20 protein-coding genes and 3 pseudogenes are annotated in these 22,784 nt (G+C 56.4%); 14 read left to right on the top strand and 9 right to left on the bottom strand.

From position 1 onward, the window contains the following. Nucleotides 1-243: 243 nt before the first annotated feature. Entirely contained in the window at nucleotides 244-546 is a 303-nt protein-coding gene (locus DQ405_RS11910; protein ID WP_174824670.1) for a hypothetical protein, read from the top strand. Between the two features lie 101 nt (nucleotides 547-647). Here DQ405_RS11910 and DQ405_RS11905 read toward each other — a convergent pair whose 3' ends face one another. Next, a complete protein-coding gene (locus tag DQ405_RS11905; protein WP_168424427.1) occupies nucleotides 648-1,679 on the bottom strand; it encodes a DNA-binding protein in 1,032 nt (343 codons plus the stop codon). A gap of 178 nt (nucleotides 1,680-1,857) precedes the next feature. Here DQ405_RS11905 and DQ405_RS11900 point away from each other — a divergent pair, with 178 nt between their 5' ends. From DQ405_RS11900 to DQ405_RS11885, 4 genes and pseudogenes are all read left to right on the top strand, one after another. Continuing rightward, nucleotides 1,858-2,829, top strand: coding sequence for a site-specific integrase (locus DQ405_RS11900; RefSeq protein ID WP_168424426.1), 972 nt, complete (start codon nucleotides 1,858-1,860; stop codon nucleotides 2,827-2,829). A 29-nt stretch (nucleotides 2,830-2,858) separates the two neighbouring features. After that, nucleotides 2,859-3,602, top strand: a complete 744-nt coding sequence (locus DQ405_RS11895) for a phage Gp37/Gp68 family protein (protein WP_168424425.1) — start codon at nucleotides 2,859-2,861, stop codon at nucleotides 3,600-3,602. Nucleotides 3,603-3,622: 20 nt separating this feature from the next. After that, nucleotides 3,623-4,938, top strand: a pseudogene (locus DQ405_RS11890) (three-Cys-motif partner protein TcmP). Between the two features lie 53 nt (nucleotides 4,939-4,991). Further along, a complete protein-coding gene (locus DQ405_RS11885; protein WP_168424424.1) occupies nucleotides 4,992-5,603 on the top strand; it encodes an HAD-IA family hydrolase in 612 nt (203 codons plus the stop codon). A gap of 486 nt (nucleotides 5,604-6,089) precedes the next feature. On the opposite strand, the gene merD is transcribed toward DQ405_RS11885, so the two are convergent. From merD to merT, 5 genes are all read right to left on the bottom strand, one after another. Beyond that, complete coding sequence (gene merD, locus DQ405_RS11880; RefSeq protein ID WP_125024966.1) at nucleotides 6,090-6,494, bottom strand: mercuric resistance transcriptional repressor MerD; 405 nt, start codon at nucleotides 6,492-6,494, stop codon at nucleotides 6,090-6,092. 618 nt (nucleotides 6,495-7,112) lie between these two features. Beyond that, the gene (locus DQ405_RS11875; protein WP_168424423.1) at nucleotides 7,113-7,766 is read right to left on the bottom strand and encodes a tetratricopeptide repeat protein; all 654 of its coding nucleotides are present in this window, start codon (nucleotides 7,764-7,766) and stop codon (nucleotides 7,113-7,115) included. A 16-nt stretch (nucleotides 7,767-7,782) separates the two neighbouring features. Further along, nucleotides 7,783-9,471, bottom strand: coding sequence for a mercury(II) reductase (gene merA, locus DQ405_RS11870; RefSeq protein WP_168424422.1), 1,689 nt, complete (start codon nucleotides 9,469-9,471; stop codon nucleotides 7,783-7,785). Between the two features lie 212 nt (nucleotides 9,472-9,683). After that, on the bottom strand, nucleotides 9,684-9,962 hold the full coding sequence (gene merP / locus DQ405_RS11865) for a mercury resistance system periplasmic binding protein MerP (protein ID WP_125024960.1): 279 nt from the start codon (nucleotides 9,960-9,962) through the stop codon (nucleotides 9,684-9,686). Between the two features lie 18 nt (nucleotides 9,963-9,980). Then, the gene (merT, locus tag DQ405_RS11860) at nucleotides 9,981-10,331 is read right to left on the bottom strand and encodes a mercuric ion transporter MerT (RefSeq protein ID WP_168424421.1); all 351 of its coding nucleotides are present in this window, start codon (nucleotides 10,329-10,331) and stop codon (nucleotides 9,981-9,983) included. A gap of 71 nt (nucleotides 10,332-10,402) precedes the next feature. Here merT and merR point away from each other — a divergent pair, with 71 nt between their 5' ends. The 8 genes from merR to DQ405_RS11820 all read left to right on the top strand — a co-directional run bounded on the left by merR (nucleotide 10,403) and on the right by DQ405_RS11820 (nucleotide 18,246). Then, nucleotides 10,403-10,831 (top strand): Hg(II)-responsive transcriptional regulator, encoded by a 429-nt coding sequence (gene merR, locus DQ405_RS11855; RefSeq protein ID WP_168424420.1) that lies wholly within the window; start codon nucleotides 10,403-10,405, stop codon nucleotides 10,829-10,831. A 144-nt stretch (nucleotides 10,832-10,975) separates the two neighbouring features. Continuing rightward, the gene (locus DQ405_RS11850) at nucleotides 10,976-11,191 is read left to right on the top strand and encodes a hypothetical protein (RefSeq protein ID WP_168424419.1); all 216 of its coding nucleotides are present in this window, start codon (nucleotides 10,976-10,978) and stop codon (nucleotides 11,189-11,191) included. 498 nt (nucleotides 11,192-11,689) lie between these two features. Then, entirely contained in the window at nucleotides 11,690-12,472 is a 783-nt protein-coding gene (locus DQ405_RS11845) for a hypothetical protein (protein WP_168424418.1), read from the top strand. A 479-nt stretch (nucleotides 12,473-12,951) separates the two neighbouring features. Continuing rightward, complete coding sequence (locus DQ405_RS11840; protein WP_168424417.1) at nucleotides 12,952-13,647, top strand: hypothetical protein; 696 nt, start codon at nucleotides 12,952-12,954, stop codon at nucleotides 13,645-13,647. Nucleotides 13,648-13,741: 94 nt separating this feature from the next. Beyond that, nucleotides 13,742-14,035 (top strand): hypothetical protein, encoded by a 294-nt coding sequence (locus tag DQ405_RS11835; RefSeq protein ID WP_125024948.1) that lies wholly within the window; start codon nucleotides 13,742-13,744, stop codon nucleotides 14,033-14,035. Nucleotides 14,036-14,117: 82 nt separating this feature from the next. Next, complete coding sequence (locus DQ405_RS11830; RefSeq protein ID WP_125024946.1) at nucleotides 14,118-14,924, top strand: SDR family oxidoreductase; 807 nt, start codon at nucleotides 14,118-14,120, stop codon at nucleotides 14,922-14,924. 167 nt (nucleotides 14,925-15,091) lie between these two features. Beyond that, nucleotides 15,092-16,903 carry a glycoside hydrolase family 15 protein gene (locus tag DQ405_RS11825; RefSeq protein ID WP_168424416.1) on the top strand — a complete coding sequence of 604 codons (1,812 nt, stop codon included), beginning with the start codon at nucleotides 15,092-15,094 and terminating at the stop codon, nucleotides 16,901-16,903. Then, nucleotides 16,900-18,246 carry a dihydrolipoyl dehydrogenase family protein gene (locus DQ405_RS11820; RefSeq protein WP_125024942.1) on the top strand — a complete coding sequence of 449 codons (1,347 nt, stop codon included), beginning with the start codon at nucleotides 16,900-16,902 and terminating at the stop codon, nucleotides 18,244-18,246. Before DQ405_RS11825 ends, DQ405_RS11820 begins: the two co-directional genes overlap by 4 nt. A gap of 235 nt (nucleotides 18,247-18,481) precedes the next feature. Here the strand turns inward: DQ405_RS11820 and tnpC are convergent, their stop codons facing one another. Both tnpC and DQ405_RS11810 read right to left on the bottom strand, forming a co-directional pair. Beyond that, a complete protein-coding gene (gene tnpC / locus DQ405_RS11815; protein ID WP_125024939.1) occupies nucleotides 18,482-18,844 on the bottom strand; it encodes a Tn3 family transposase post-transcriptional regulator TnpC in 363 nt (120 codons plus the stop codon). Continuing rightward, nucleotides 18,841-21,858 carry a Tn3 family transposase gene (locus tag DQ405_RS11810; protein ID WP_168424415.1) on the bottom strand — a complete coding sequence of 1,006 codons (3,018 nt, stop codon included), beginning with the start codon at nucleotides 21,856-21,858 and terminating at the stop codon, nucleotides 18,841-18,843. The genes tnpC and DQ405_RS11810 overlap by 4 nt, the downstream gene beginning before the upstream one ends. 141 nt (nucleotides 21,859-21,999) lie before the next feature. On the opposite strand from DQ405_RS11810, the pseudogene DQ405_RS11805 reads away from it, so the two are divergent. Next, nucleotides 22,000-22,302: pseudogene (locus DQ405_RS11805) on the top strand (MerR family DNA-binding protein); the annotation flags it as partial. A gap of 22 nt (nucleotides 22,303-22,324) precedes the next feature. On the opposite strand, the pseudogene DQ405_RS11800 reads toward DQ405_RS11805, so the two are convergent. Further along, nucleotides 22,325-22,784, bottom strand: a pseudogene (locus tag DQ405_RS11800) (Tn3 family transposase); the annotation flags it as partial.

Raw genomic sequence — 22,784 nt, 5'->3', positions numbered from 1 at the left:
GGGGATTTTTATGGAAGCATGACGAGATAACGGAGAAATTAAGACATTCAAACCATAAATGTTTGATTTCTAGGCTTTGTGTTGCTCTCACATGCTTGCGCATGTTCGCCCACCCCCAATTAATCTCAAGATATCCTTCTCCCCAGTGATGGTTCGAGGCGGCCTTCGCGACATCTTCCATTTTCGGTCTCGAATGTGGGCTCGATGGCAGCTGTAAACTTTCTCTCCTCGGAGGTGAGGATCATGCGGCACGTTGCAATGCAGCCAACGGAAACGACTTCAGACGTTACCTGTGACGCTTGTTGCCAAAGCACAAGTATTGAGGGCTATGGCCAGCAGTTTGGCGTTCTTCAAGCGTGTTGGGGCTATGGTTCCAAGCATGATGGTGAGCGTTATGAGGTTCACCTCTGCGAGCCCTGCTTTTTCCGAACGCTGGCCATGCTACGTCGGGAGCGAATGGTTAACACCATGTTTGATGATGATCTTGACACCAATCAGGATGAGTTCGGTTTGGTGCGCAAGGATGATTTTTGGGCCGAAGGTTGAGTATGCCGGCCAAAGACCGGTTCGTAGCATCTCATTCACGACGATGCGACCCTGACAAATCCAGTCCGTCGGCGGCGTTGCTCAGTTGACGCCCGCCCAAGTTAAGGCGTGTCTGCTTCTGGCCCCGGTAACGGTTCATGGCTATCCGCACCGCCGTTGGCAAGCGGTGAATGCTCAATCAGCTTCAGTTGCAAGAGAGCTTCGGACAAACGCTCCTGTAAGGTCTGCGCTTTTTGTGCCTGAACCTCGGCCCTTTCACCAAGCCGGGCTACTTCGGCCTGCAAAGTGTTACTGCGTTGTTCCAAGGCATCATTCGTACGCTCCATTCCGGTCAGCGAGCGCTGAGCGACCTCTAAGGCCTGAGCCTTCTGGGTGAGAAGCTGCTGCTGCGCATGTTGATCCTTCTGTAACTGCCGCGCCTCGGCGAGCAGCCGTGCGTTGTCGCGGTTGAGCTGGGTCAGCTCATCCTGTTTGACGATCAGGGTCTGCTGTAACTGCCGCAGCTCCAGTTGCAGCTGTTGCACCTGAGACTCGTGCCGGCGCTGCTCCTGCTCACGCTGCTCCTTGGCAGCCTGGCGATAGTGCTCCAGGGCATCACGGGCGTGCTGATGTTTTTCCTCCAGCGAGCGAATCTGTCCATCGCGGTCCTTTAGGCGCTCCTCCAGGTCGCGGTTGGCCTGCAACAGACGGGCGTTCTCGATCTCGCTCTGTTGGCGGTGCTGCTGCTCCTGCTGTAACGCGTGCTGGGCAGCCTGGAGCTGTTCCGTAAGCCCGCTGCACTGACTTTCCAACTGCTGGGTTCGGCTTTCGGCCAGCCGAGCCTGGTTCTGAAAATCGAGCCGTTCGCGTGCCAATTGCTCCCGCTCCTGGGCCACGTCGGCCTGAGCCTCTTCCGTTAGCTGATCTGCCAACTGGGACACCAGATTGGCCAGCTGCTCGCTGAGCGGGATCGAGGCCGCGTCCCGGCCGCGCTCAGCATCTTCGAGCTCTTTCAAGTAGCGATGAATGGTGGTTTTCGAGCCGGTATTACCGAGCTCGACCCGCACCGCATCGATGCTGGGATTCTCGCCTCGCGCCAAGATGGTTTGGCGGGCCTTCCGAACCAGTGCTTTATTAATGCCGCCGCGGGCCATGGCTGCTCCTACGATTTCGTAACGTTTTACATACTACGTATTTACGTACTAAAACTTGCCGTTGTAAAGCGAGGTGTTATAGTTAAATTCAGATAAAATAATGAAGCATTATTCAATCTAATCGGCATAAAATGACTTGTTAACGCCATTTCTCGGTACATAAAAGGTCATTTCGGCGATGAAGGACGTTGGGCGCTATCTGCAAGCTGGCACGCGAGAAAACACTCGCCGCAGCTATCAATCAGCAATCGAGCACTTCGAAGTGACTTGGGGTGGTTTCCTGCCCGCGACCAGCGACAGCATCGTCCGCTACTTAGTTGACTACGCAGACACCTTGAGCCTAAACACGCTGAAGCAGCGCCTAGCGGCCCTGGCTCAGTGGCATATCACCCAAGGCTTTCCTGACCCGACGAAGACCCCCACGGTGCGCCAGGTACTCAAAGGCATTCGCACCTTGCATCCGGCGCAAGCCAAGCAAGCTGCTCCATTGCAGCTGCAGCATCTCGAACACGCGGCTCAATGGTTGAATCGGGAAGCCGAGCGAGCTCAGATATCAGGGGACTTAGCTAGGCTGCTGCGTAGCCGGCGTGACGCGGCCTTGCTGCTGATTGGCTTTTGGCGGGGCTTTAGAAGCGACGAACTCTGTCGACTAAAGGTCGAGTATGTACAGGCTGAAGCCGGCGCTGGCATGCGCTTGTTTCTACCGCAGAGCAAGGGTGACCGGGAAAACTTCGGTACCACCCATTACGCACCGGCCTTGAAACAACTGTGCCCGGTGCAGGCCTATCTCGACTGGATTAGTGTCTCCGGGATTACTCGCGGGGCGGTATTCCGCCGTGTGGATCGCTGGGGGCACCTCAACGACGAAGCGTTGCATCCCGGAAGTTCCATCACGCTGTTGCGCCAAATCCTGCAGCGCGCCGGTGTTCCGGCTGAGCTGTACACCAGCCACTCTTTGCGCCGTGGCTTCGCTACTTGGGCCACCGCTAACGGCTGGGATATCAAAGCCCTGATGACGTATGTGGGGTGGAAGGACATTAAATCAGCCATGCGCTATATCGATCCTGCCATCTCCTTTGGTGGCCTGGCGGCTAGGCCCGCCCTTGAACTCAATGCTGGCACTTTGACTCAGCTGCCAGCCTCTCACTAACATCGACGCACAACAGGAGTGACGGTGCAATGAGTACGCAGACCAGCATCGAATGGACAGAAATGACCTGGAACCCAATAGTGGGTTGCACCAAGGTGTCGCCGGGCTGTAAACACTGCTATGCGGAGAATATGGCGCGGCGACTGCAGGCCATGGGGACGCCTGGCTACGAGAACGGTTTTCGCCTGAGTCTGCGACCGGAAAAGCTGCAGGAACCGCTGCAGCGCAAGAAGCCGACCATTTACTTCGTCAATTCGATGTCCGACTTATTCCACGAGAGCGTACCGGACGAATATATTGACCAAGTGTTCGAGGTCATCCGAAAGGCCTCCCAGCACACCTTTCAAATCCTCACCAAGCGTGCCGAGCGTCTGGCCGCCTACTTCAGTAAGCGGACGCCGCCAGCCAATGCCTGGCTGGGGGTGTCAGTTGAGGACCGCGAATATGGAGTGCCGAGGATCGACTACTTGCGCAAAGTCGATGCCACGATTCGCTTCCTCTCTGCCGAGCCACTGCTGGAGGACTTAGGTGAGCTGGATCTGACCGACATCCACTGGGTCATTGTCGGTGGAGAGTCAGGGCCTAAGGCGCGGCCGATGAAGCAAGAGTGGGTCGACAATATTCATCGCCAGTGCGATGCCTTTGGCTCAGCGTTCTTCTTCAAGCAATGGGGCGGCTGGGGGGCCGACGGAGTGAAGCGTTCGAAAAGGGCGAATGGCCGACTATTGAACGGCCAGACCTGGGATGAAATCCCTCTGCTCAATCTCGCCTGAATCAGTACAAGGAATAGGCTATGGCCAAGGATGATGAAAAGTACCGCTGGGATTGGAGCACGCAGACCTTCCCGATCATTGATCCGCACAGCAAGATCAAACACCAGATCATCGATGAATACATCCAGACGTACATCGACGTGCTGTTGCGAAACCAGCTGATGCCAGAACTGGGTTTATCCATCGTCGATGGCTTCAGTGGTGGCGGTATCTACCATGACGGCTCAGGCAAACACCACTTCGGCTCTCCAGTGATTGCTCTGGAGGCGATTCAGGCGTCGGAAATTCGCAACAACCTCGAGCGCATCAAGCCGCGCCCCATCCGCTCCCAGCACTATTTCGTGGATGTGAAGCCCGAGAACATCGCCTGCTTGCATTCGGTATTGGGCGCACGCGGTCACGCCCCTCGGGTTGGCCAGGATGTGCATCTGCATCGCGCCGAATTTACCGAGGCCTTGCCGATAATCGCTCAGAAGCTCAAGCACTTCGGCAAAGGGGAGCGTGTGCTCTTCCTGCTGGATCAGTACGGTTATGCCGACGTACCGTTTCCAAAGATCAAATGGATTTTCCAGAACCTCAGCAATGCTGAGGTCTTACTGACCTTCAATGTCGATTTTCTGGTTACCTACCTAGCCGACCGCCAAGCGAACCGGAAAGCCATTGCAAAATATAGGCTTGGATCAGCATGTTCCTTGGGACATGCTTAAACAGCTGAAGGCGCATCAGCCGCGGAGCTGGCAATACCTTATCCAGCGCTATCTGTCCGAGGGGATCAAGCAGGAAAGCGGTGCCCAGTACATGACCGTCTTCTTCATTCGTCCGGCCGGCAGCAACCCGATGGCCTATTGGTTCATCCACTTGGCAAACAACTACCGCGCCAACGATGTGATGAAGAAGATCCACTGGAAATACGGCAACAATTTTTCCCACATTGCTGTCGCCTTCCAGCTTTTTCGGCTACGACGCCAATCGTGATATCGCCGTGACAGGTCAACACGATTTGCTGCTGGATGAGCACCACTTCGACGATGCCACGGATGACCGCATCCGTGGCGAGCTTTCAGAGCTCTTGCCTAAGCAGGTCTACGAAGTAGAACGGCAACCTTTTCTGAGCCTGATGAGTGGATTGACCAATTACACCATGGCTGATGAGCTTCGCGTAAAGCAGGCTCTCCATATGGCTGTCGCGACCGGTGATTTGCTGGCAGTCGACAAGGAGGGCAAAACAAGGCGCCGCAAAGGCACAAGCATCAGATCGACTGACGTTTTGATTGCTCCGCCGCAGAGACCCATCTTCTTCTTGCCACCACTGAAGAAGTTCAACTCAGAAGATTGAGGTTCGGCCCCGCTCTTTGGCGGCGGTTCGCCTTTAACGGTATAGGTACCGGCGTGATACAAGCAGTAGTTTTCGACGTATTTGGCACGCTGCTCCAGATTGGCGAGCGACGCCATCCTTTCCGTCAGTTGATGCAGCAACTGCGGCTTCAGGGCAGGCGACCAAAGCCAGGCGATGCGCGGACTCTCATGACCCAAAATTTGGGCTTAGCTGGAGCTGCCGCTTTGTTCGGTGCCCAATTGAACCATTTCGAGCTGGCTCGACTTGAAACCGATCTTTTCACCGAGTTGGCCAGCATTCGCTGCTTTGAGGACACCCTGGAATCGCTAAATCAACTGAAGGAGGCCGGCCTGAAGCTCGCGTTGTGCTCCAATCTCGCGGCCCCTTATGCGATCCCAGCCAAGCTGCTCTTGCTCGCCTTCGATGTTTACGCGTGGAGCTTCGAGGTCGGGGCGATAAAGCCAGAGCCTGGAATTTATCGTCAGGTGATCGAACAACTTGGTTTTGAGGCTTCCGCCATCGCGATGATCGGCGATACGCTGGTTGCCGATGTTCTAGGGCCAGAGACACTGGGCATGCAGGGCCATCACCTGCAGCGTGAGGGTAAGGTACGGCAAGCTGGGTTTGCCACACTGAGGGAGTTTGCGGAATTTGTTCTGCAGTAGCGCGTTCCGCCGAGCCTTTATTTTACGGGCCGCCTGTTAAGTACAATCGGCACCGATCTGCCCTCGTCATCCATCTCAGCTCTCGGCAATCTGGCGTCGCGCTTGGCTCTGAATCACGTCAATCAGTGCCCTGGTAACCTGGGCCACGGCCAACGGCTGGGAGCTCAAGGCGCTGATGACCTATGTCGGTTGGAAAGACATTAACTCAGCCATGCGGTACATCGATCCTGCGATCTCTTTTAGCGGCCTGGCGGCAAAGCCCGTCCTAGAACTAAATGTTGGCATTTAGCTCAACTGCCAGTCGCTAACATCGCCGCACGATAGCAGTACGGTTTAATAGTAAGCAGACCAGCATCGGCGTAATGGCTTAGAACTTGGCGGGGTGCACCGCGCTGAATAGCTGACGATCCACCAGGGCCGACTACTCGACCTTCACGCCGCCGGATCATGTCCCTCGGCTGGACCTAGGATCATATAATTAACAGTTCATCCGTCATGTGTCAGGTTGGCTTCAAACCACTTGGACAACATATCACCGCAGCCTTGCTCCGAGGCATGCTCAGCCACCTCTACCAATTGGGCCTCAACAATAGTCAATGCCCGCTGCCGCTGCTTGATGTGAACATGCAAATGTTCTATGCATCGCATGGTATCCAGCCGGTTTCCAGCATCGATCGCTTGGCATAACTGGCCCAGCTTATCGAGCCCAATGCCGCATTCATATGAAGCCCGAACGAAACGCAACCGGGACAGCGCAGACTCGTCGTAGAGGCCATAACCACTGACTGTACGCCGTGTCGGCTGTATCAAACCACGCAGTACGTAGTCACGCACCACGTTGATGCTGATTCCCGCTTCCTTCGCCAGCCTAGATACAGTGTATTCCGTCACGAAGAGCTAACGCTTTCGTCGTGGGCCAACAGTAAGCGGAAATCTCGCGCCGGCTGGAGCTTCTGCACAAGGTTTACCGCTTGGGCTCCTTTATGCTGGTAAACGGCGTACCCCTTCGTGAGCTTGATCGGAAGCCGCGAGTCCCCCTCGGGAGGTAGCCGCTCAAAGCTTCCAGACAGGTACTTCTGGTTACTGTGCCTAGGTGTAATACAGCGCTTTCCTTGTGTGTACATGCAAATCCCGCGTTCGGATATTTTTACCTAGCGGCGGTCTCTAGCCGCTGAAGACAGAAAAGAGGATGCTGTCTCCGTACCAGGCTACGGGATCAAGTTTTTTTTGAACAAAGATGGGCGCATCAATAGGAAACGGACCTGCCTGCCGCGCTCTGACGATGTGATTAAAGTCAGCATCGTATGCGTAACAGTGAGCGATGATCGCCTGCTGTCCGGCCACTGGGCGTTGGCCTGGGTGTGGGCAACGCTCCGGCTATATCTGGTACCAAGGGCCCTCTTGGCTACTAGGGCGGCAAGCAGGATACGGGACGTATCGGCGATGTTACAGAACAGGAAAAACCAAGATGCGCCCGCTCCTGTTTGCCTATCGGCGTGAATACAACGCTTAACTAGCGCGTTTTTGGTTCAACCATTCTTGCGCAAGCGACTCGGCCTCAGCCACCTGCTCGGGCTCCATCCGTGTCGAATAGACCTGGATAAGTTCTTTCGCCGTTGGTTCCCCTGCAGCTGCAGCCAGGCTCAGCCATTTATAAGCCAGGACAAAGCCCTGAACGTGCAGGCCTTTGTCCGCTCCATCTGCGTACATCTCCGCCAGTTTTACCTGGGCCTGTGTATGTCCTTGCTCTGCCGAGCGCTGATACCACTTGAGCGCTTCTTTATCGTTTGCAGGGACTGCGCGAGCTTTCTTGTAAACCCCGTTGACCTCACTTCCATAGAGGCGCGCCAGGTTGAACTGAGCATCAGCTTCACCCTGCTCAGCTGCCATACGGAACCATTTGACCGACGCTGCATGGTCCTGCTTTACACCGATGCCACACTTGTAAGCCACGCCTACGACATTTTGCGCGAGGGCATTATCGGCGTGCGCTTTTTGCTCCCAGCTGTTAATGGTCTCCGGCGACAAGGTTTCAAATGCCGTCTCCAGCTTTGAAAAGTCATAGGCAAGAACCGCGTTTGACAAACTCAATGCTGCAACACCGAGCAACAGGCTTCTCAGTGAAGACCGAGGAAAGCGTCCCGCGAGTTTTTTACAAGACATAACAACCTCCTTGATTTCATCCCGCGCAGCAGGACAGCTGTTTGACGTCCTTCGTGAAGGTCTGCGCAGCCAGCTTCAAGCCCTCGACCATCGTCAGGTAGGGAAAAAGCTGGTTGGCCAGATCCTGTACCGTCATGCGGGCACGGATGGCGATCACCGCGGTTTGGATTATTTCGCCCGCTTCCGGTGCCACTGCCTGCACGCCAAGCAGGCGGCCCGAGCCAGCCTCGGCGACAAGCTTGATGAAACCGCGCGTATCGAAGTTGGCGAGCGCGCGCGGCACGTTGTCGAGCGACAGCGTACGGCTATCGGTTGCAAATCCGGCGCGCTCAGCTTCTGCTTCGCTGTAGCCAACGGTGGCGACCTGCGGATCGGTGAACACCACCGCTGGCATGGCATCCAAATCCAGCTTCGCATCGCCGCCGGTCATGTTGATTGCCGCACGCGTGCCTGCGGCGGCTGCGACGTAAACGAACTGCGGCTGGTCGGTGCAATCGCCCGCTGCATAGATATTCGGTGCACTGGTGCGCATGCCCTGATCGATCAGGATGCCACCACGCTGGTCCTGTTCCACTCCAGCGCGTTCCAGATGCAGGCCCTCGGTGTTGGGTGAGCGTCCGGTGGCTATGAACAGGTTGTCGGCCCGCAACTCGCCCTTGTCAGTCGTCAGTACGAACTCGCCGCTGGCATAAGACACGGCGCTTGCCTGCGTGTGTGTCCAAACTTCGATGCCTTCGGCCCGGAAAGCGGTTGTCACTGCCTCGCCTATGGCCGGGTCTTCGCTGGAAAACAGCGTGCGGCGGGCAATAACGGTGACCTGACTGCCCAAGCGGGCGAATGCCTGCGCCAGTTCCAGTGCGACGACAGACGAGCCAATCACGGCAAGCCGTTCCGGAATGGTCTCGCTCACCAATGCCTCTGTGGATGTCCAATACGGGGTGCCGTCGAGACCGGGGATCGGTGGAATGGTCGCGCTCGCGCCTGTTGCGACAAGGCAGCGGTCGAAGGTCACCTCGCGCTCACCGCCTTCGGCCAATGCCACGGTCAGGGTGTGGCCATCCTTGAAACGCGCCGTACCACGGATCACGCTCACAGCATCGCTACTGTCCAAAATGCTTTCGTACTTGGCGTGGCGCAGTTCCTCGACGCGGTCTTGCTGTTGTTTTAACAGCCGGTCGCGTAACACGGTTGGAGCTGCTGCCGAAAGCCCCCCATCAAATGGACTCTCGCCGCGCAGATGCGCGATGTGCGCGGCGCGGATCATGATTTTCGACGGTACACAGCCGGTGTTGACGCAGGTTCCGCCAATGGTGCCGCGCTCGATCAGGGTGACGTTCGCACCATTCTCGGCAGCCTTGAGAGCGGCCGCCATCGCGCCTCCGCCACTACCGATGACCGCAATATGCAACCGACCGCCAGTGCTCCGCGTGGCGGTTTCGCCAGTCTGCCAGCCGGGCGTACCTGCCGATTCCTCGCTGCGCGAGCCGCCCTCCACAGGGGCGGCCTGATAACCCAACGCCTGGACAGCAGCGGTCAAGGCTGACAGGTCCGGCCTGGTGCCCGTAACACGAGCAAGGCCCTCCGAGTATTCGATAACGGCATGCGATACGCCAGATACCTTCAGTAGCGCTGCCTCGACGTGTTGCGTGCAGCTTGGGCAGGTCATGCCCGTCACCTGAAGGGTGACTTGATCTGTTTTGCTCATATGTAATTTCCTTTTTTCGCACTGGGGGCCGACAGCCTTTCGGCATTGGTCCGGCGCGGTAACTACTGACGATTCATCTGACCGGTAGACATGCTCGGCTAGCACGTTTGCGATGGCCTCCACTGCGCCGATAAGCGAGTGGAGACGCCGCGAGCAGAATTGGCGCCGCCTGGATACATGGCGAGCCTAGTCAAGCGTGCTGCCGGCTTAGACTATTCTTTCAGCTCAGATGGATAACCGGCGTCTGTAGTCGCCTTGGTCAGCGCCTCGACGTCAGTCAGCGTATCGTCGAAAGTCACGGTAGCCTGTTTGGTTGCAAAGCTAACCTGCGCCTCGCTGACCCCCTCGACCTTGTTCAGCGCGTGTTTGACCGTGATGGGGCAAGACGAACACGTCATGCCGGGTACCAAAAGCGTGACGGTTTGCGAAGCGGCCCAAACGGATGAGCTGAACCCAGCGGCCAGGACGATTGCTGTTAAGATTTTTTTCATGACATTTTCCTTCCGGTTTCAATAAAACAGTGGCAGGACATAAGGGAACCCAAGCGCAACCAGAACCAGCGTGGCCACGACCCAGAAGAGCACTTTGTACGAGGTTTTGACCCGCCCCACCGCACAGACATCACCCGGCTTGCAGGCTTGTGCCGGACGGAAGATCCCCCGGTACGCAAAGAACATCGCTATCAGTGCCGCGCCGATGAAGATCGGCCGATAAGGCTCCAAAACTGCCAGGTTGCTGATCCAGGCACCGCTGATTCCCAGGGTTACTAGAATCAGAGGCCCCAGGCAGCAAGCCGAGGCGACGACTGCGGCAAGCCCTCCCGTGACAAGTGCAGCACGACCACTTCGCGGTTCCGACATGGAACCCTCCTTTCGATCAATGTGTGAATGACATAATCTTGGTTCCGTATCCAGCTACGGAGTCAAGCGTTATGAAAAAAACACTCGACCACCTCACCATCGGCGTCTTCGCCAAGGCAGCCGGCGTAAACGTAGAGACCATTCGGTACTATCAGCGTAAGGGCTTGCTACCCGAACCGGAAAAGCCCTACGGAAGCATTCGCCGCTATGGAGATTCGGATATAGCGCGCGTCAAGTTCATTAAGTTCTCACAGCGTCTTGGCTTTTCACTAGTTGAAGTAGCACAGCTGCTTAAGCTCGAAGACGGGACACATTGCGCTGAGGCGGCGGAAATCGCAGAGCGTAAAATATCCGATATACGCTCTCGTCTGGAGGACCTAGAACGAATGAAAATTATCCTGTGTGAATTTACGAGCCGCTGCCATCAGCAAAATAACAGTATCAGCTGTCCGCTCATCGTGTCGTTACAACAGGCCGCAAGCACCACTCGTTTAGCTTAATAGCTTCAATATAATTCGGGCTTCGGCCTGATTCGGCAGCAGCTCAAGCAACTATCTGCGTACATAGATACGTATGTGATTATGAACTTCTTGATTGATTCGACCTCTCCCAGAAAGGCTACTACCCCCATAAGGAGAATCGAGATGAGCACCGACTCAACGAAAACTGATACTAGCGATGTCACCTACAATCTAACGAGCATCCTTTATCACGCGCTTCACGGCGCGAAGGCCTGCGATCAATACATTCGTGATGCTCAGCAAGCGGGTAACCAGGATTTGGCCGACTTTTTCCGCGAAGTCCAAGACCAAGACAAGGTACGGGTCAGGCGGGCCAAAGAATTCCTCACGCGTGCGTGAGGAAATTGAGCCGCTTCTTTTCCGAAGCCATAGCTGGCTAGCCATTGGCGTAGCCGGTTATGGCTAGCCCAACGAAGAAAAGCCATTGTCTCAGTTGCGCTTGACGGGGCCCAGCGAAAGGTCCGCTCGCCTATCAGCCACGTCGTGCTGTTATAGCGGTGTGATGCAATTTACTTTCACCACTTGCAGATGTAGTCCGGGACGGTGTCCTGCGAGTGCCTTCCTCAGTTCGACTGTTCCCCTTCATAAATGGCTGTGAAAGCGGCCCGCCAGAAAGCAGTGAGTCAGTGGCCGTGATGCCTTAGCAGCTATAGCCGTACGTTAGTACGTCACTAACACTGAACGCCCTGCGTTTGTTGATATCACTAGATGAGCAATCACCATACCCAGCTGGAAGGACAGCCAGCAAGCAAACTAGCAGTTGGCATACTGACCGAAACTGAATTACGCGAAGAACATGGCTAAAACTTAAAAAACTATTTTGTGCCGGATGCTTGTATGAAACCAATTAGCTCCAAAATCGAATTCGCGCTTACAGCGATTACAATCATTGCAGGTTCCCTGCCGGTTCTGATGATTACATTTGGCGGATATGCATTCATGATTTCAAACGGGATATCAATGGCTGATATGTGGTTCTCTCCGCCAGATCCGGCCAAGGTACCTGAGTTCATGAAGATGATGCACTCGTTTACCTCCTGGTACATCATGGACGTAATCATCCCCGCCCTGATCGTGATTGCCTTGATATGGGTCTATTCAGTACGCCGTTATCCGCGCCTGGCTAACCGGATCGGTGTCGGTTTGGCTGTGGGCCTGATTGGAACATTTATCGGTGGTGAGCCTGTACGTTTGCTAGGTGTCTGGATGGGCTGGTTCCCAAGCGATATGCCAGTCATGTTCGGCAAGTGGATTACAGGAAAAATGACAGATAGCCCGATCGTTACGTTTACCGGCTCCGTTTACCATATCGTCCTCAACGGAAGCACATTCGCGCTGTTATATGCCTTGATTGCCGGGCGGGCACACTGGGGCTGGGGGGTTGCCTGGATCCTGTTTTTTGAAATGGGCATGATGGCTTTACCACCAGTGCCCTTGATGTTTGGGCCGTTCGGAATCTACGGCGCTTGGCCTGGCCTGTTTATTGCCAGCCTTCTCGTTCACCTTGTCTTTGGTGCAATCGTGGGGCTATTAGCTCAGCGCTATATACGAGACAAGGGAACGGTCTTTAGTTTACTTAAAGAAGCTCCTCCATCAACGAAGCATGAGCCTCGGAAGTAGGCCGCCAATACAAGTCGACTTAATGACCAAAAGAATCACATCGATGGCCAATCATCGGCTGCTAGAAAGATTTTCCGGCCCGATGAATCTTCATCAAGGCCTCGAAATTAACCAGCATCCCGAGACGGCCGCTTTCATAAGCGGCCTAGCAGTACCGTAGCCGTGTTACCGCCTGGCCCGGGATTATCCGCCGGTGGCTGGCATGTTCCGTTGTCTGGCGGCGCGCGACGGTTCAATCGCCTGGTCTGTTTTAGTCGCTTCGACGCCGAGCCGGTGACCTGCGCGTGCTTGGTAGCAGGTGTGCGGTTTGGAGTCTGCCCGGTGGTTTGCCTGGGTGTTTCGGGATGCTTCGGCAGGTTATAGCCGTACGTTGGTACGTTACTAACGCTGAACGCCCTATGTTCGTTGATATCAGTAAAAGAACAATCGTTGCCTCTCGGTTTTGAGGGGCGATTAGCAAGCGAAACAACGGCTGGATCATGAGCCAAGCGGAGGTTATTTCAATGAGCGACCAAATACATGGTAAGCCGCATGATCAAAACATCCTTGAGAAAGCAGCGAGCCGGTTGATGGGGGGTAGTACCGAGGGCGGCGATCAGCAGCCGCAAATCGTAATTGGCGAGGAGTATGGCCGCACTCCCTACAGCGACGAGCCACTAAAACTGTACGAGTCGACCCGCAATAACCGCACAACACTGGACGCTAGCGAATATTACGCCGTTTCCCAAGGCTATCTTCGGGAATGGGTCTGCATGGGACAGTGCAATCTCTATATTCAGACCTTGAAGAACCCAAAGCTTCGCCAGTCCATGGAAACCTATCGGCATGACGTCTGTGAGCCCAATCTGACGGAACTGAAGGTCTTGCTCGAACAGGGCGATTATGCACTTCCTGCGCCCTACAACGCCGTGCACGACGCGAAAAGTACCGAGTCGTTGGGCCGTCTGGATACGGACGCGATCGACGACCGCATGATCATGGTTGGTCATGTATTCAGCGTGGAGGCTTTCATGAATCGCTGGAACCATGGGGCTGTCCTCAGTCACCGCGCCGATGTTCGAGATGCGTTTCTGCGCAATTACCACCGTGCGAATCGTTGGCATTTGGCTGCGATTGTGATGGCGGAGAAAATGCAATTCCTCGAAGCACAACCTGCCATTACCCGTTACGGATGATGGCCTGTGGTTAAGACGCGAATGCGGCCCACGGCAAGTGGATGGGGAAGCGACAGCTCCTCGCCCGAACAATGGTCAAACCGGATCGGGATATATGAAAAACAGAAAGACTGGCGATTCCAGACTGCTCATAGCGGCCTTCGCAGGGCTGCATCTGCTGTGCTGCGGCATTCCGCTGCTTTTGCTTTCAGGAGTATCACTGGCTTTTCTGGTGCCGAGCTGGCCTGTGATGGGTGGGCTATTTGCCGTGGTCGGTGTGATTGGCTTCATCTGGTATCTCAAGCGCGGCTGTGCAACCTGTCCCCGCAACGAGGGCCGCTGTTCATCGGGACTCACCTGTGCCACTGAAGACAACCCGATTGATAACGAAGGCAAACCACCGCGCTGAAACCGATCATGGAAGCGCGTGTCCGTGGTGCCCTTCTTAACGAGCGGCGGCCTGCCAAAGCCACCGTCTGAATGGAGGTTCTATGACCGAAAAATTGCTGGCAGGGCAACGAGCCCTGGTAACCGGGGCAAGCTCCGGGATCGGACGGGCCATCGCCTGCGCGCTTGCCGACGCAGGCGCGGTGGTCTTAGTTAACTACCGCTCCAGCCAGGAAGAGGCCGAACGGGTGGTGGCGGATATCACCCACCGCGGCGGTAAGGCGTTTGCGGTGCAGGCGGATGTCTCCAAGCCTGAAGATTGTGAAAGATTGTTTGGCGCGCTTGAGAAAAAGCTGGGTGGCGTCGACATAGTGGTCGCCAATGCCGGGGTCCAACGTGATGCTGCGTTCACCGAAATGACACTGGACGACTGGCGTAAGGTTATCGAAGTCAATCTCACCGGACAGTTCGTCTGCACTCAAGAGGCGGTGCGCCGCTTTCGCCATCAAGGCCTCGATCCAGAGCGTTCACCAGCGCTGGGTAAAATCATTTTTACCAGCTCCGTGCACCAGGCGATTCCCTGGTCCGGGCATGTGAACTACGCCACCGCCAAGGGCGGGTTGAAGTTACTCATGGAAAGCATGGCGCAGGAGTTGGCGCCCGAAAAAATTCGCGTCAATGCTATCGCGCCTGGAGCGATCAAGACGCCGATCAATCAGGACGCGTGGGAAACCGAAGAGGCCAAAGAAAAATTACTGAAGCTGATCCCCTACGGGCGAATCGGTGAGGCCGAGGATGTCGCCAAGGCTACCGTTTGGTTGGCCTCGGATGAATCCGACTACGTCGTCGGCACAACGCTGTTTATCGATGGCGGCATGCTGCTCTACCCAGCGTTCCGGGAAGGAGGCTAAACATGGGTGCAGCAAAGCCAAACGCGCCAGACGAGCCGATAAGAACCCAGAAATATCAGCCGATCAAGGACTACGCCCTGATCGGCGATTGCCATGGTGCCGCGCTCGTCGGCACCAACGGCAGCATCGATTGGTGCTGTCTCGGTCGTTTCGATGCCGAGCCTAGCTTGTGGCGCCTGCTCGACATAAACAAGGGTGCGTTTTTCCTGATTCATCCCACCCAAAAAACCGCTGTCGAGCGGGCCTACGTGCCGGACACCAATATGCTGCGCACCGTATTCACCACGCCAAGCGGTCGAGTCGCCGTGACCGATTTCATGCCGGTAGGGCGTGACCCAACGGCCGACGAGGCAGATTATGTCGCCCTCAACGCGCCAGGCTGGTTAGTGCGTGTCGTGGAGGGCCTGGAGGGGCGCAGCGAGCTTCGCGTTGAGTATCGAAGCGCCGTGCAGGCATTTGATCGAGGTTTCAGCCAGGACAGCGAAGCGCCGATACTCTTTTGCGATTCGGCACCGGCTGCTGGAGCTCCGATGCTGGACACGGTGTTGACAGTAGAGGCTGGCGAACGGAGAGCGTTTGTTATCGCCCCGGAATCGGATGCCGCCCGTGCCCCCCTGGCCCAGGTCGACCGGTTGCAGGCGATAACCCGCGCTTTTTGGGAACAATGGTGCAAGCGCTGCTGTTATCAAGGCCCTTACGATGACATGGTGAGGCGCAGTGCGTTGGTTTTAAAAGCCCTGAGCTTCGCGCCGTCCGGAGCGATCGTGGCAGCGCCGACCACCTCGCTACCTGAAGAGGCCGGAGGCGTCAGAAATTGGGATTACCGCTTTTCCTGGTTGCGCGACTCGTCATTCGTACTTCAAGCGTTGGCCGCGCTCGGCTATGGCGGTGAAGCACGAAAGTATTGCGAATATCTGGGGCTGTGCTGCGTGCAAACGCTGCCTGAACTGCAGATCCTGTACGGCATTACCGGCGAGGCGGAACTGGATGAACGCCTGCTCGATCACCTGGAAGGCCATGACGGTGCCTCTCCGGTACGGGTCGGCAACGCCGCTTACACCCAAAAACAGGTCGACATCTATGGCGAACTTGCCGATTGGGCGCTGATCTACCAGGCCCTTGGTGGTCCCGTTGATTCCACACTGGAAACGATTATTCGGGAAATGGCCAACCACGTAGCCGAACACTGGCACGAGTCCGACCAGGGAATCTGGGAAATGCGCGGCGAACCTCGCCCTCACGTTCACGGCAAGGCGATGGCGTGGGTAGCACTCGACCGGGCGCTGCGTCTGCTGGGCCCCAATCCAGTTTGGGATGCTGCGCGGGCAGAAATTCTGGAGGCTGTTTCAACGCGGGGAGTCGATCCCAGTGGCGGGCACCTGGTGCAGGCTTTCGGTTATCCGGATCTCGACGCGGCGCTTCTGCTCGTTACCTTGTTGGGTATGCCCCTAGAGCCAGAAGTGCTGGCGCGCACAGTGGAAGCGGTGGAGGAACAACTACGTGTGGGTGACTACGTCCACCGCTACCTCACTGAGGACGGTCTTCCGGGTGGCGAGGGCGCGTTCCTAATCTGCAGCTTCTGGCTGGTTGATGCGCTGCTGATCTGCGGCCGTGCCGAGGAGGCGCGTACGTTGTTCGAGCGGCTTTTGACCAAAGCCAATGACGTAGGGCTCTACGCCGAAGAAATCAACCCGATGACCGACGCCTTCCTTGGCAACTTCCCACAAGCCTTTACTCATCTGGCCTTGATTAATAGTGCTATCCACTTGCGGCTCCATGAGGAAGGCGGGGCCGAATCGCTCAGCGGAACTCATGCTGACCGTTCGAAACGAGCCGCTGAGCTCATGCTGCACCGACAGGCTTTGTGGCACGCCCCCCACGACGCGCCGGCAGAATCTGAGTCCAGGCGATCCATTCTGGATCCGCAGGAGCTGTTACAGGCATACCCACGCTCAACCACTGAGAGGACGAATCCATGACCAAACAATACGGGCTTATCGTTATTGGCGCGGGAACAGCAGCCATGGGGGCTGCAATGCGGGTTCGGCAAGCCGGCCGCACAGTGGCCGTCATCGACTTCCGACCTTTTGGCGGGACCTGTGCGCTGCGTGGCTGTGATCCCAAAAAGATGATGATCAACGGCGCCCACGCGCTGGATCATGCCCGGCGCATGCATGGTAAAGGTGTCACCGGCGAGGTGAGCATCGACTGGCCGGAATTGATGGGCTTCAAGCGCAGCTTTACCGATCCGGTCCCAGAAAAGCAGGAACGCCGCTACGCCGACAAGGGCATCGATACCTACCATGGGCGCGCCCGGTTCACCGGTCCCAATACGCTCGATGTCGAAGGCCAGTCACTCGAGGCGGAGAACATCCTTATCGCTTCGGGTGCAGAGCCGATCCCGCTGGGCATTCCCGGTGAGGAGTATTTGATCAGCAACGAAGGGTTCCTGACCCTGGAAAAACTGCCGAAAAAGATCGTGCTGGTCGGCGGCGGCTATATCGCGGCGGAGTTTTCGCACCTTGCGGCACGGGCGGGTGCAGAGGTGGTGGTTCTGCAGCATGGTGCCCAGATGCTGAAACACTTTGAGCCGGAACTGGTCGGTTGGCTGATGGCCTCGTTCCAGGAGGCTGGTATCCAGGTGCACACCGAGACACAGGTCGAAGCCATTGAGAAGATCGGTGAGGGTTACAGGGTGCAGGCGTCCAGCGGCGGGCAAAAGCTGCAGTTCGAGGCCGACTGCGTGATCCATGCCGCCGGACGCGCCCCCGATCTTGACGCCCTGAATCTTGAGGCTGCCGGAGTCGCTACGGAAGGTGGGAAGCTCAAGCTCAACGAATACCTGCAAAGCGTCTCCAACCCGGCCGTTTATGCTGCCGGCGATGCCGCGCAGATGGGCCCGCCGTTGACGCCGGTTTCGAGCCATGACGCCAAGGTGGTTGTGGCGAATTTGCTGGAAGGCAATCACCGTGTGCCCAATTATCAGGGGGTTCCAAGCGTGGCCTTCACGATCCCGCCTATTGCGAGCGTCGGCTTGAGCGAGGCGCAGGCGCGTGAGCAAGGCCTGAAATTCAACCTCAAAAGTGAACAGGCCTCCGGCTGGTTCACCGCGCGTCAGGCCGCCGAGTCGGTTTATGGCTTTAAGGTGCTGGTAGAAGAAGGATCGGGCCGGATACTTGGCGCGCATCTGGTGGGGCCAAATGTCGATGAAGTGATCAATTTGTTTGCCTTGGCGATCCGTCATGGACTTACCGCCGACGACATCAAGTCGACGATGTTTGCCTATCCCACCGGCGCATCCGATATCGGCTATATGGTGTGAGCGCAGGTATATTCATTGCCCTGCCAAGACTTTGCGTTATTCCGCAAAGGTTCGGCTTTGGCCGTAAGAGCGTGTTTGTTTTTCTGTTCGGATATCCTCAGAGCAGCTCGCGAAAATACCAATTGCTGGGGCTAGCCTAAGGCTCATCCGTGCGACACCCCTCCGGCCGCCTTCGAGCGGCCTTTCATTTGGCGCACAGCGTATGCGTCACCGCCGCATTGCCTTGCGCACACAATTACGCACCGCCGTCCGGAGCAAGACCTCTCAGCGGTGCGGTCGTCAACTGGGCATCGCGAATCCAGGAGCTCAGCGCTTCAAGATCTAGCCTCAACGATTCGGCCACCTCCCAGATACGGATATTCTCAGCAGGGACTGTCGGTACGGCGCCTTCGACTAGCGTCAGCGCCATCGCATGCAAATTCAGCAATTCATCGCGCATGGCGGTGATTCCACCCAGTTCGGCCAGACAGGAGTCCAATCGATCAACCAGTCGGAGTAGTTGCGACGTGTCGAAGCCGTCGCGTAGATTTTCCAACGCCACAGCGTCCACCTCTCCATAGGGGGTAATGCGAAAGGATGCGGTAGGAAGGTTGATCATAAGGCTTTCTCGATATCGATCTGGCGGGGAGTGATCACCCGCAGCGAGCCGGCGGCTTGTTGAAACACCGAGTCCTTGATCCAAGGCTCCGGCGGTCGGTTGAGCTTGAGGTTGAACTCGCCGAAGCGCTTGACGTTGCTAGTCAGGTAGGGACTGAGGAAGGACACATCCTCATCGGTGAACTGCCACCCCTCGCGGGCCAGTTTCTGCAGGATGCGCATCATGTCTACGGTGTTCTGCAAGATCACTGATGAGGCCACCATGTCGTTGTAGCGCAGGCGCTTCTGCTGCTCATCCGGATCATTCTCGGCAATTACGTCGCCGCCGAAGGACAGCCACTTGGAAAAGCCGTTGTACGACTCAATTTTGTTCGTATTGGCGGTCACCTCCTGGCGCAGCTCACGGCTGCTGATCCAGTTGAGCAGGAAGATTGTCCGCACCACAGCACCGAGCGCCTGCGCAGCATGATAGAGGCGGTTGCGCCGACTGTAGGAACCTAGCTTGCGCAGCAGCATGGACGAGGAAATCTTTCCAGCCTGGATCGACAAGGCGACCTGCATAAGGTCCTGCCAATGGGTCTCGATCATTTGCCAATCGGCCGTATCGGTAAACAAGCGGTTGATGTGCTTGTAGGAAAGCCCGCGATCTGGTCGACACATCACCAGGTCGCGCCAGTTACGAATCCGCGGCATTAGATTAATGCCCAACAGATGGGTAAAGGCGAAGACCGTCGCAGACTGTCCCTGCGTATCGGAATACACCGTGTCGGCCTCGACGCTGAGGTCCGCCTTGAGCAGCCCCTCGATCACATAGATCGCCTCCCAGATGCCTGGTGGGATGAAGTGCTGGAAGACCGCGATGTAATTGTTTGCCACGTGCCGATAGGCCACGGCACCCATCTTGCGGTAGCGGAAGTGATACCCGGCCAAGAGGTTGTCGTCATAGAAGTCGAACTGGGTGCCATCCGCTGCCACCGCCTTACCGTCACCCCATACCTTGGGCAAGTCCAGCTGGAGATAGAGCTCCACCAGTTCGCGGTTGGCCTTGTCCAGCTTCTCCAGCGAGAGATGGCGGCGATTCGTATAGGAGAGCATGTGCGGGGTCACGTTCCCCGCAAGGTGCCGAGCTGCCTGGTTGGGACCGAGGTTGCAGCCCATCGCGAAGATGGTCATCAGGTAACGCTCGGCCGGTTCTTTGAGCTTCGGCTCGTTGCCGGACATTGGTCCGAAATGCCGCGTGAACTGAATCCAGTGCTCGATGTTGGCCATGATGTCGAGCACGTGCCTGGCCGGCATGCGCTGGATAAGCGCTGTCTGTAGCGAGATGGCCGAAGGCGGGATGTCTCGTGCTGTCACTCGGCGCAGCACCGGCTCGCCGGCTTCGTTGATCGATACGTCACCTCGGCAAGAGGGCAATTTGTCATCCAGCTGCTGCGCGGTTTCCTCCAGCTGGGCCTTGAGGGAAGCAACAAACTCCTTCGCCGTGCCTGGCAGTCCCACCTTTTCGCAGTAGGCAGGTAGTCGCTGAAGACATTCATTCCAGGGGAGCAGCTGCTTACGATAGTCGGCGAAAGATTCCGACCCCAGCACACTCATGTCACCCGAGCGCAGCTCACTGGCTAGATAGGAGAATACGCAGACTTCTAGATAGCGTCGGTTGGTCGGCGGTCCTTCGGTGGCAGAACGGCGCACAACTTTGACCCAACGCTCTGACGCAAAGGACACGTCGACGTGTTCGTCGATCCATTCGCGGTGTAGATTTTCGCTGTCCTGGATCAGTTGAAGCGCCTGAACCAGTGACCGATCCTGAGTCGTTGGCTCCAGTTGGAGAAGATGACTGAGACGGAACAACAAGGAGCGATGGGACTTGAAGTGCTTCCAGATCAGAGGCAGATAGTTATTTCCTCCAGTGGCTTGCACTTCGGCGCAGGTCTCTCGCAATCGATCCAGATTGCCGTCGGGTGATAGGTATTCCCGAATCAGGCTGCCAGCCTCGTGGTCATCCGGCTCTTGAACGAGAATTTGCACAACCCCATCCAAAGTTGCTGCCAGGTGCTCTAACTTCTGACGTTGCCGTGCCTGGATTTGCTCCAACTCCTCCTTGGCGCGTTTGTGGATCGTCGATATCCGGCGGATAAACATCTCGGCCAGATGATCCCGAGTCCGCACGCGCATCCGATAGATCAAGGCCAGCATCAGGGTGTAGCGTTTCGGCAGTGAGCAGTCCTTCAGCTCAGACACGTCCGATGCCGCAGCTTGGGCAGCAAAGTGGCGAATCTTGGTATCGACGATTCCTTCAAAAATAGCATCCAGATTCCCGAAGCTCTCTAGCCACGCCAGGTGGTCGATCAGCACTTCCAGGTGCTTGCGGGAGGGCTTTTTGGGAGCCTGCTTGAGTGCGTTGAAGTCGCTCTGACGACGCCCAAAATCCGTGTCGAGCAGCTCTTTCAGCTTGTCGATCGCCTCGATTGGCGCTCGGGCTACAACGAGATTGAATAACCGTCCCTGCATTGCAACCAGAGCATCTTCAGCAGCGTCATTAAGCGTGGAATAGACCGGAAGTTCGTAATTACGCTGTAGTAACTCGCCGATCAGCACGTTAATAATATCCGCCCGCTGGTCGAGTACCTCGGCAGACTCATGCGCGAGTCGGAGAGCTATGCTTAGCGCTTCACTACCATAGAAGGCCTTGATTTGAAGGTGCTCACGAATAGCCGCCTGATGCCTATATAAAGTACGCGGATTAGCATAATGCGGAGTGATGCGAGGGCCTAAGCCAAGCGCGTCCCTGATGTGGCCGAGGATTTCCGAAGGTACCTCGTCTAGATGAGGAAAGTAATGGAGCTCTTGGAAGACTTTGAGCTGGATTGCAAGCCCAAGGGACAGAGCAGGGCTCCGGGCTGTCTTGGCAATCCATTCAAGCTCAACTCGGGAAAGCGAGTAGCTGTGGAGTAAGTCCTTACCTCTAAGAGTGGTTGCTAGTCGTGGATACGCCGTCCTTTCCAATGCAGCCATCGTTTAACCCCCAAGCAGGCAAGAATAAACAGCATAGACGCTTAGAGGCATGACGCTGACAGGATGGTACATGGCGATAAATCTACGTTTATATCAACGACATGCGCCATATGTCCTGATTTTCCGTTATCTCGGCATCACCCCTATCGGGTTTACAACGAGAAGCATGGCGAGCGGCTAGCGTTCATCCGACGCTGCCGAATTCTGAATCTTTCACTTCCAGAAATTCATGCACTCCAAAGTTACCAAGATGACCCTGGCCGGCCTTGTGCGGCCGTTAATGCCTTGCTTGATGATCACATTTCTCAAGTCAGGTCTCAGATAGCCGCTTTGCAATCACTGGAACGACAACTCGTTTCGCTGCGGGCAAATTGCAACGATGGGCGGGAAGTTAAGGCTTGTGGAATTCTCGCGGGAATAAGCGAGGACGCATGCGTTAAATGAATGGCGTTCGGCGCGCGGGGCTGAACATCTCGGCCATATGATCCCGGGTCCGCACGCGCATGCGGTAGATTAAGGCCAGCATCAGCGTGTAGCGCTTCGGCAGTAAGCAGTCCTTCAACTCGGCTACGTCCGACGCCGCGGCTTGGGCAGCGAAGTGACGGATCTTGGTGTCGACTATTCCTTCAAAAATGGCACCCAGATCCCCGAAGCTCTCGAGCCAAGCCAGATGATCGATCAGCACCTCCAAGTGCTTGCGAGATGGCTTCTTGGGCGCCTGCTTCAGCGCATTGAAGTCGCTCTGGCGTCGGCCGAAATCAGTGTCGAGCAGATCCTTTAACTTGTGGATCACCTCGACTGGCGTTCTGGTTACTACGAGGTTGAATATTGCCTCTTGGGATTCGGCATGAATTCGCTCAGCGAGATCATTCAGGGTCGAGTACGCAGGGAGCTCATAATCCTGGCTGATCAGCTCTTCGATTACG

It is taken from the genome of Pseudomonas sp. SST3 (assembly GCF_003325755.1).
Note: the sequence above shows the minus strand (reverse complement) of the source record. Positions and strands in the feature narration are given on the sequence as shown.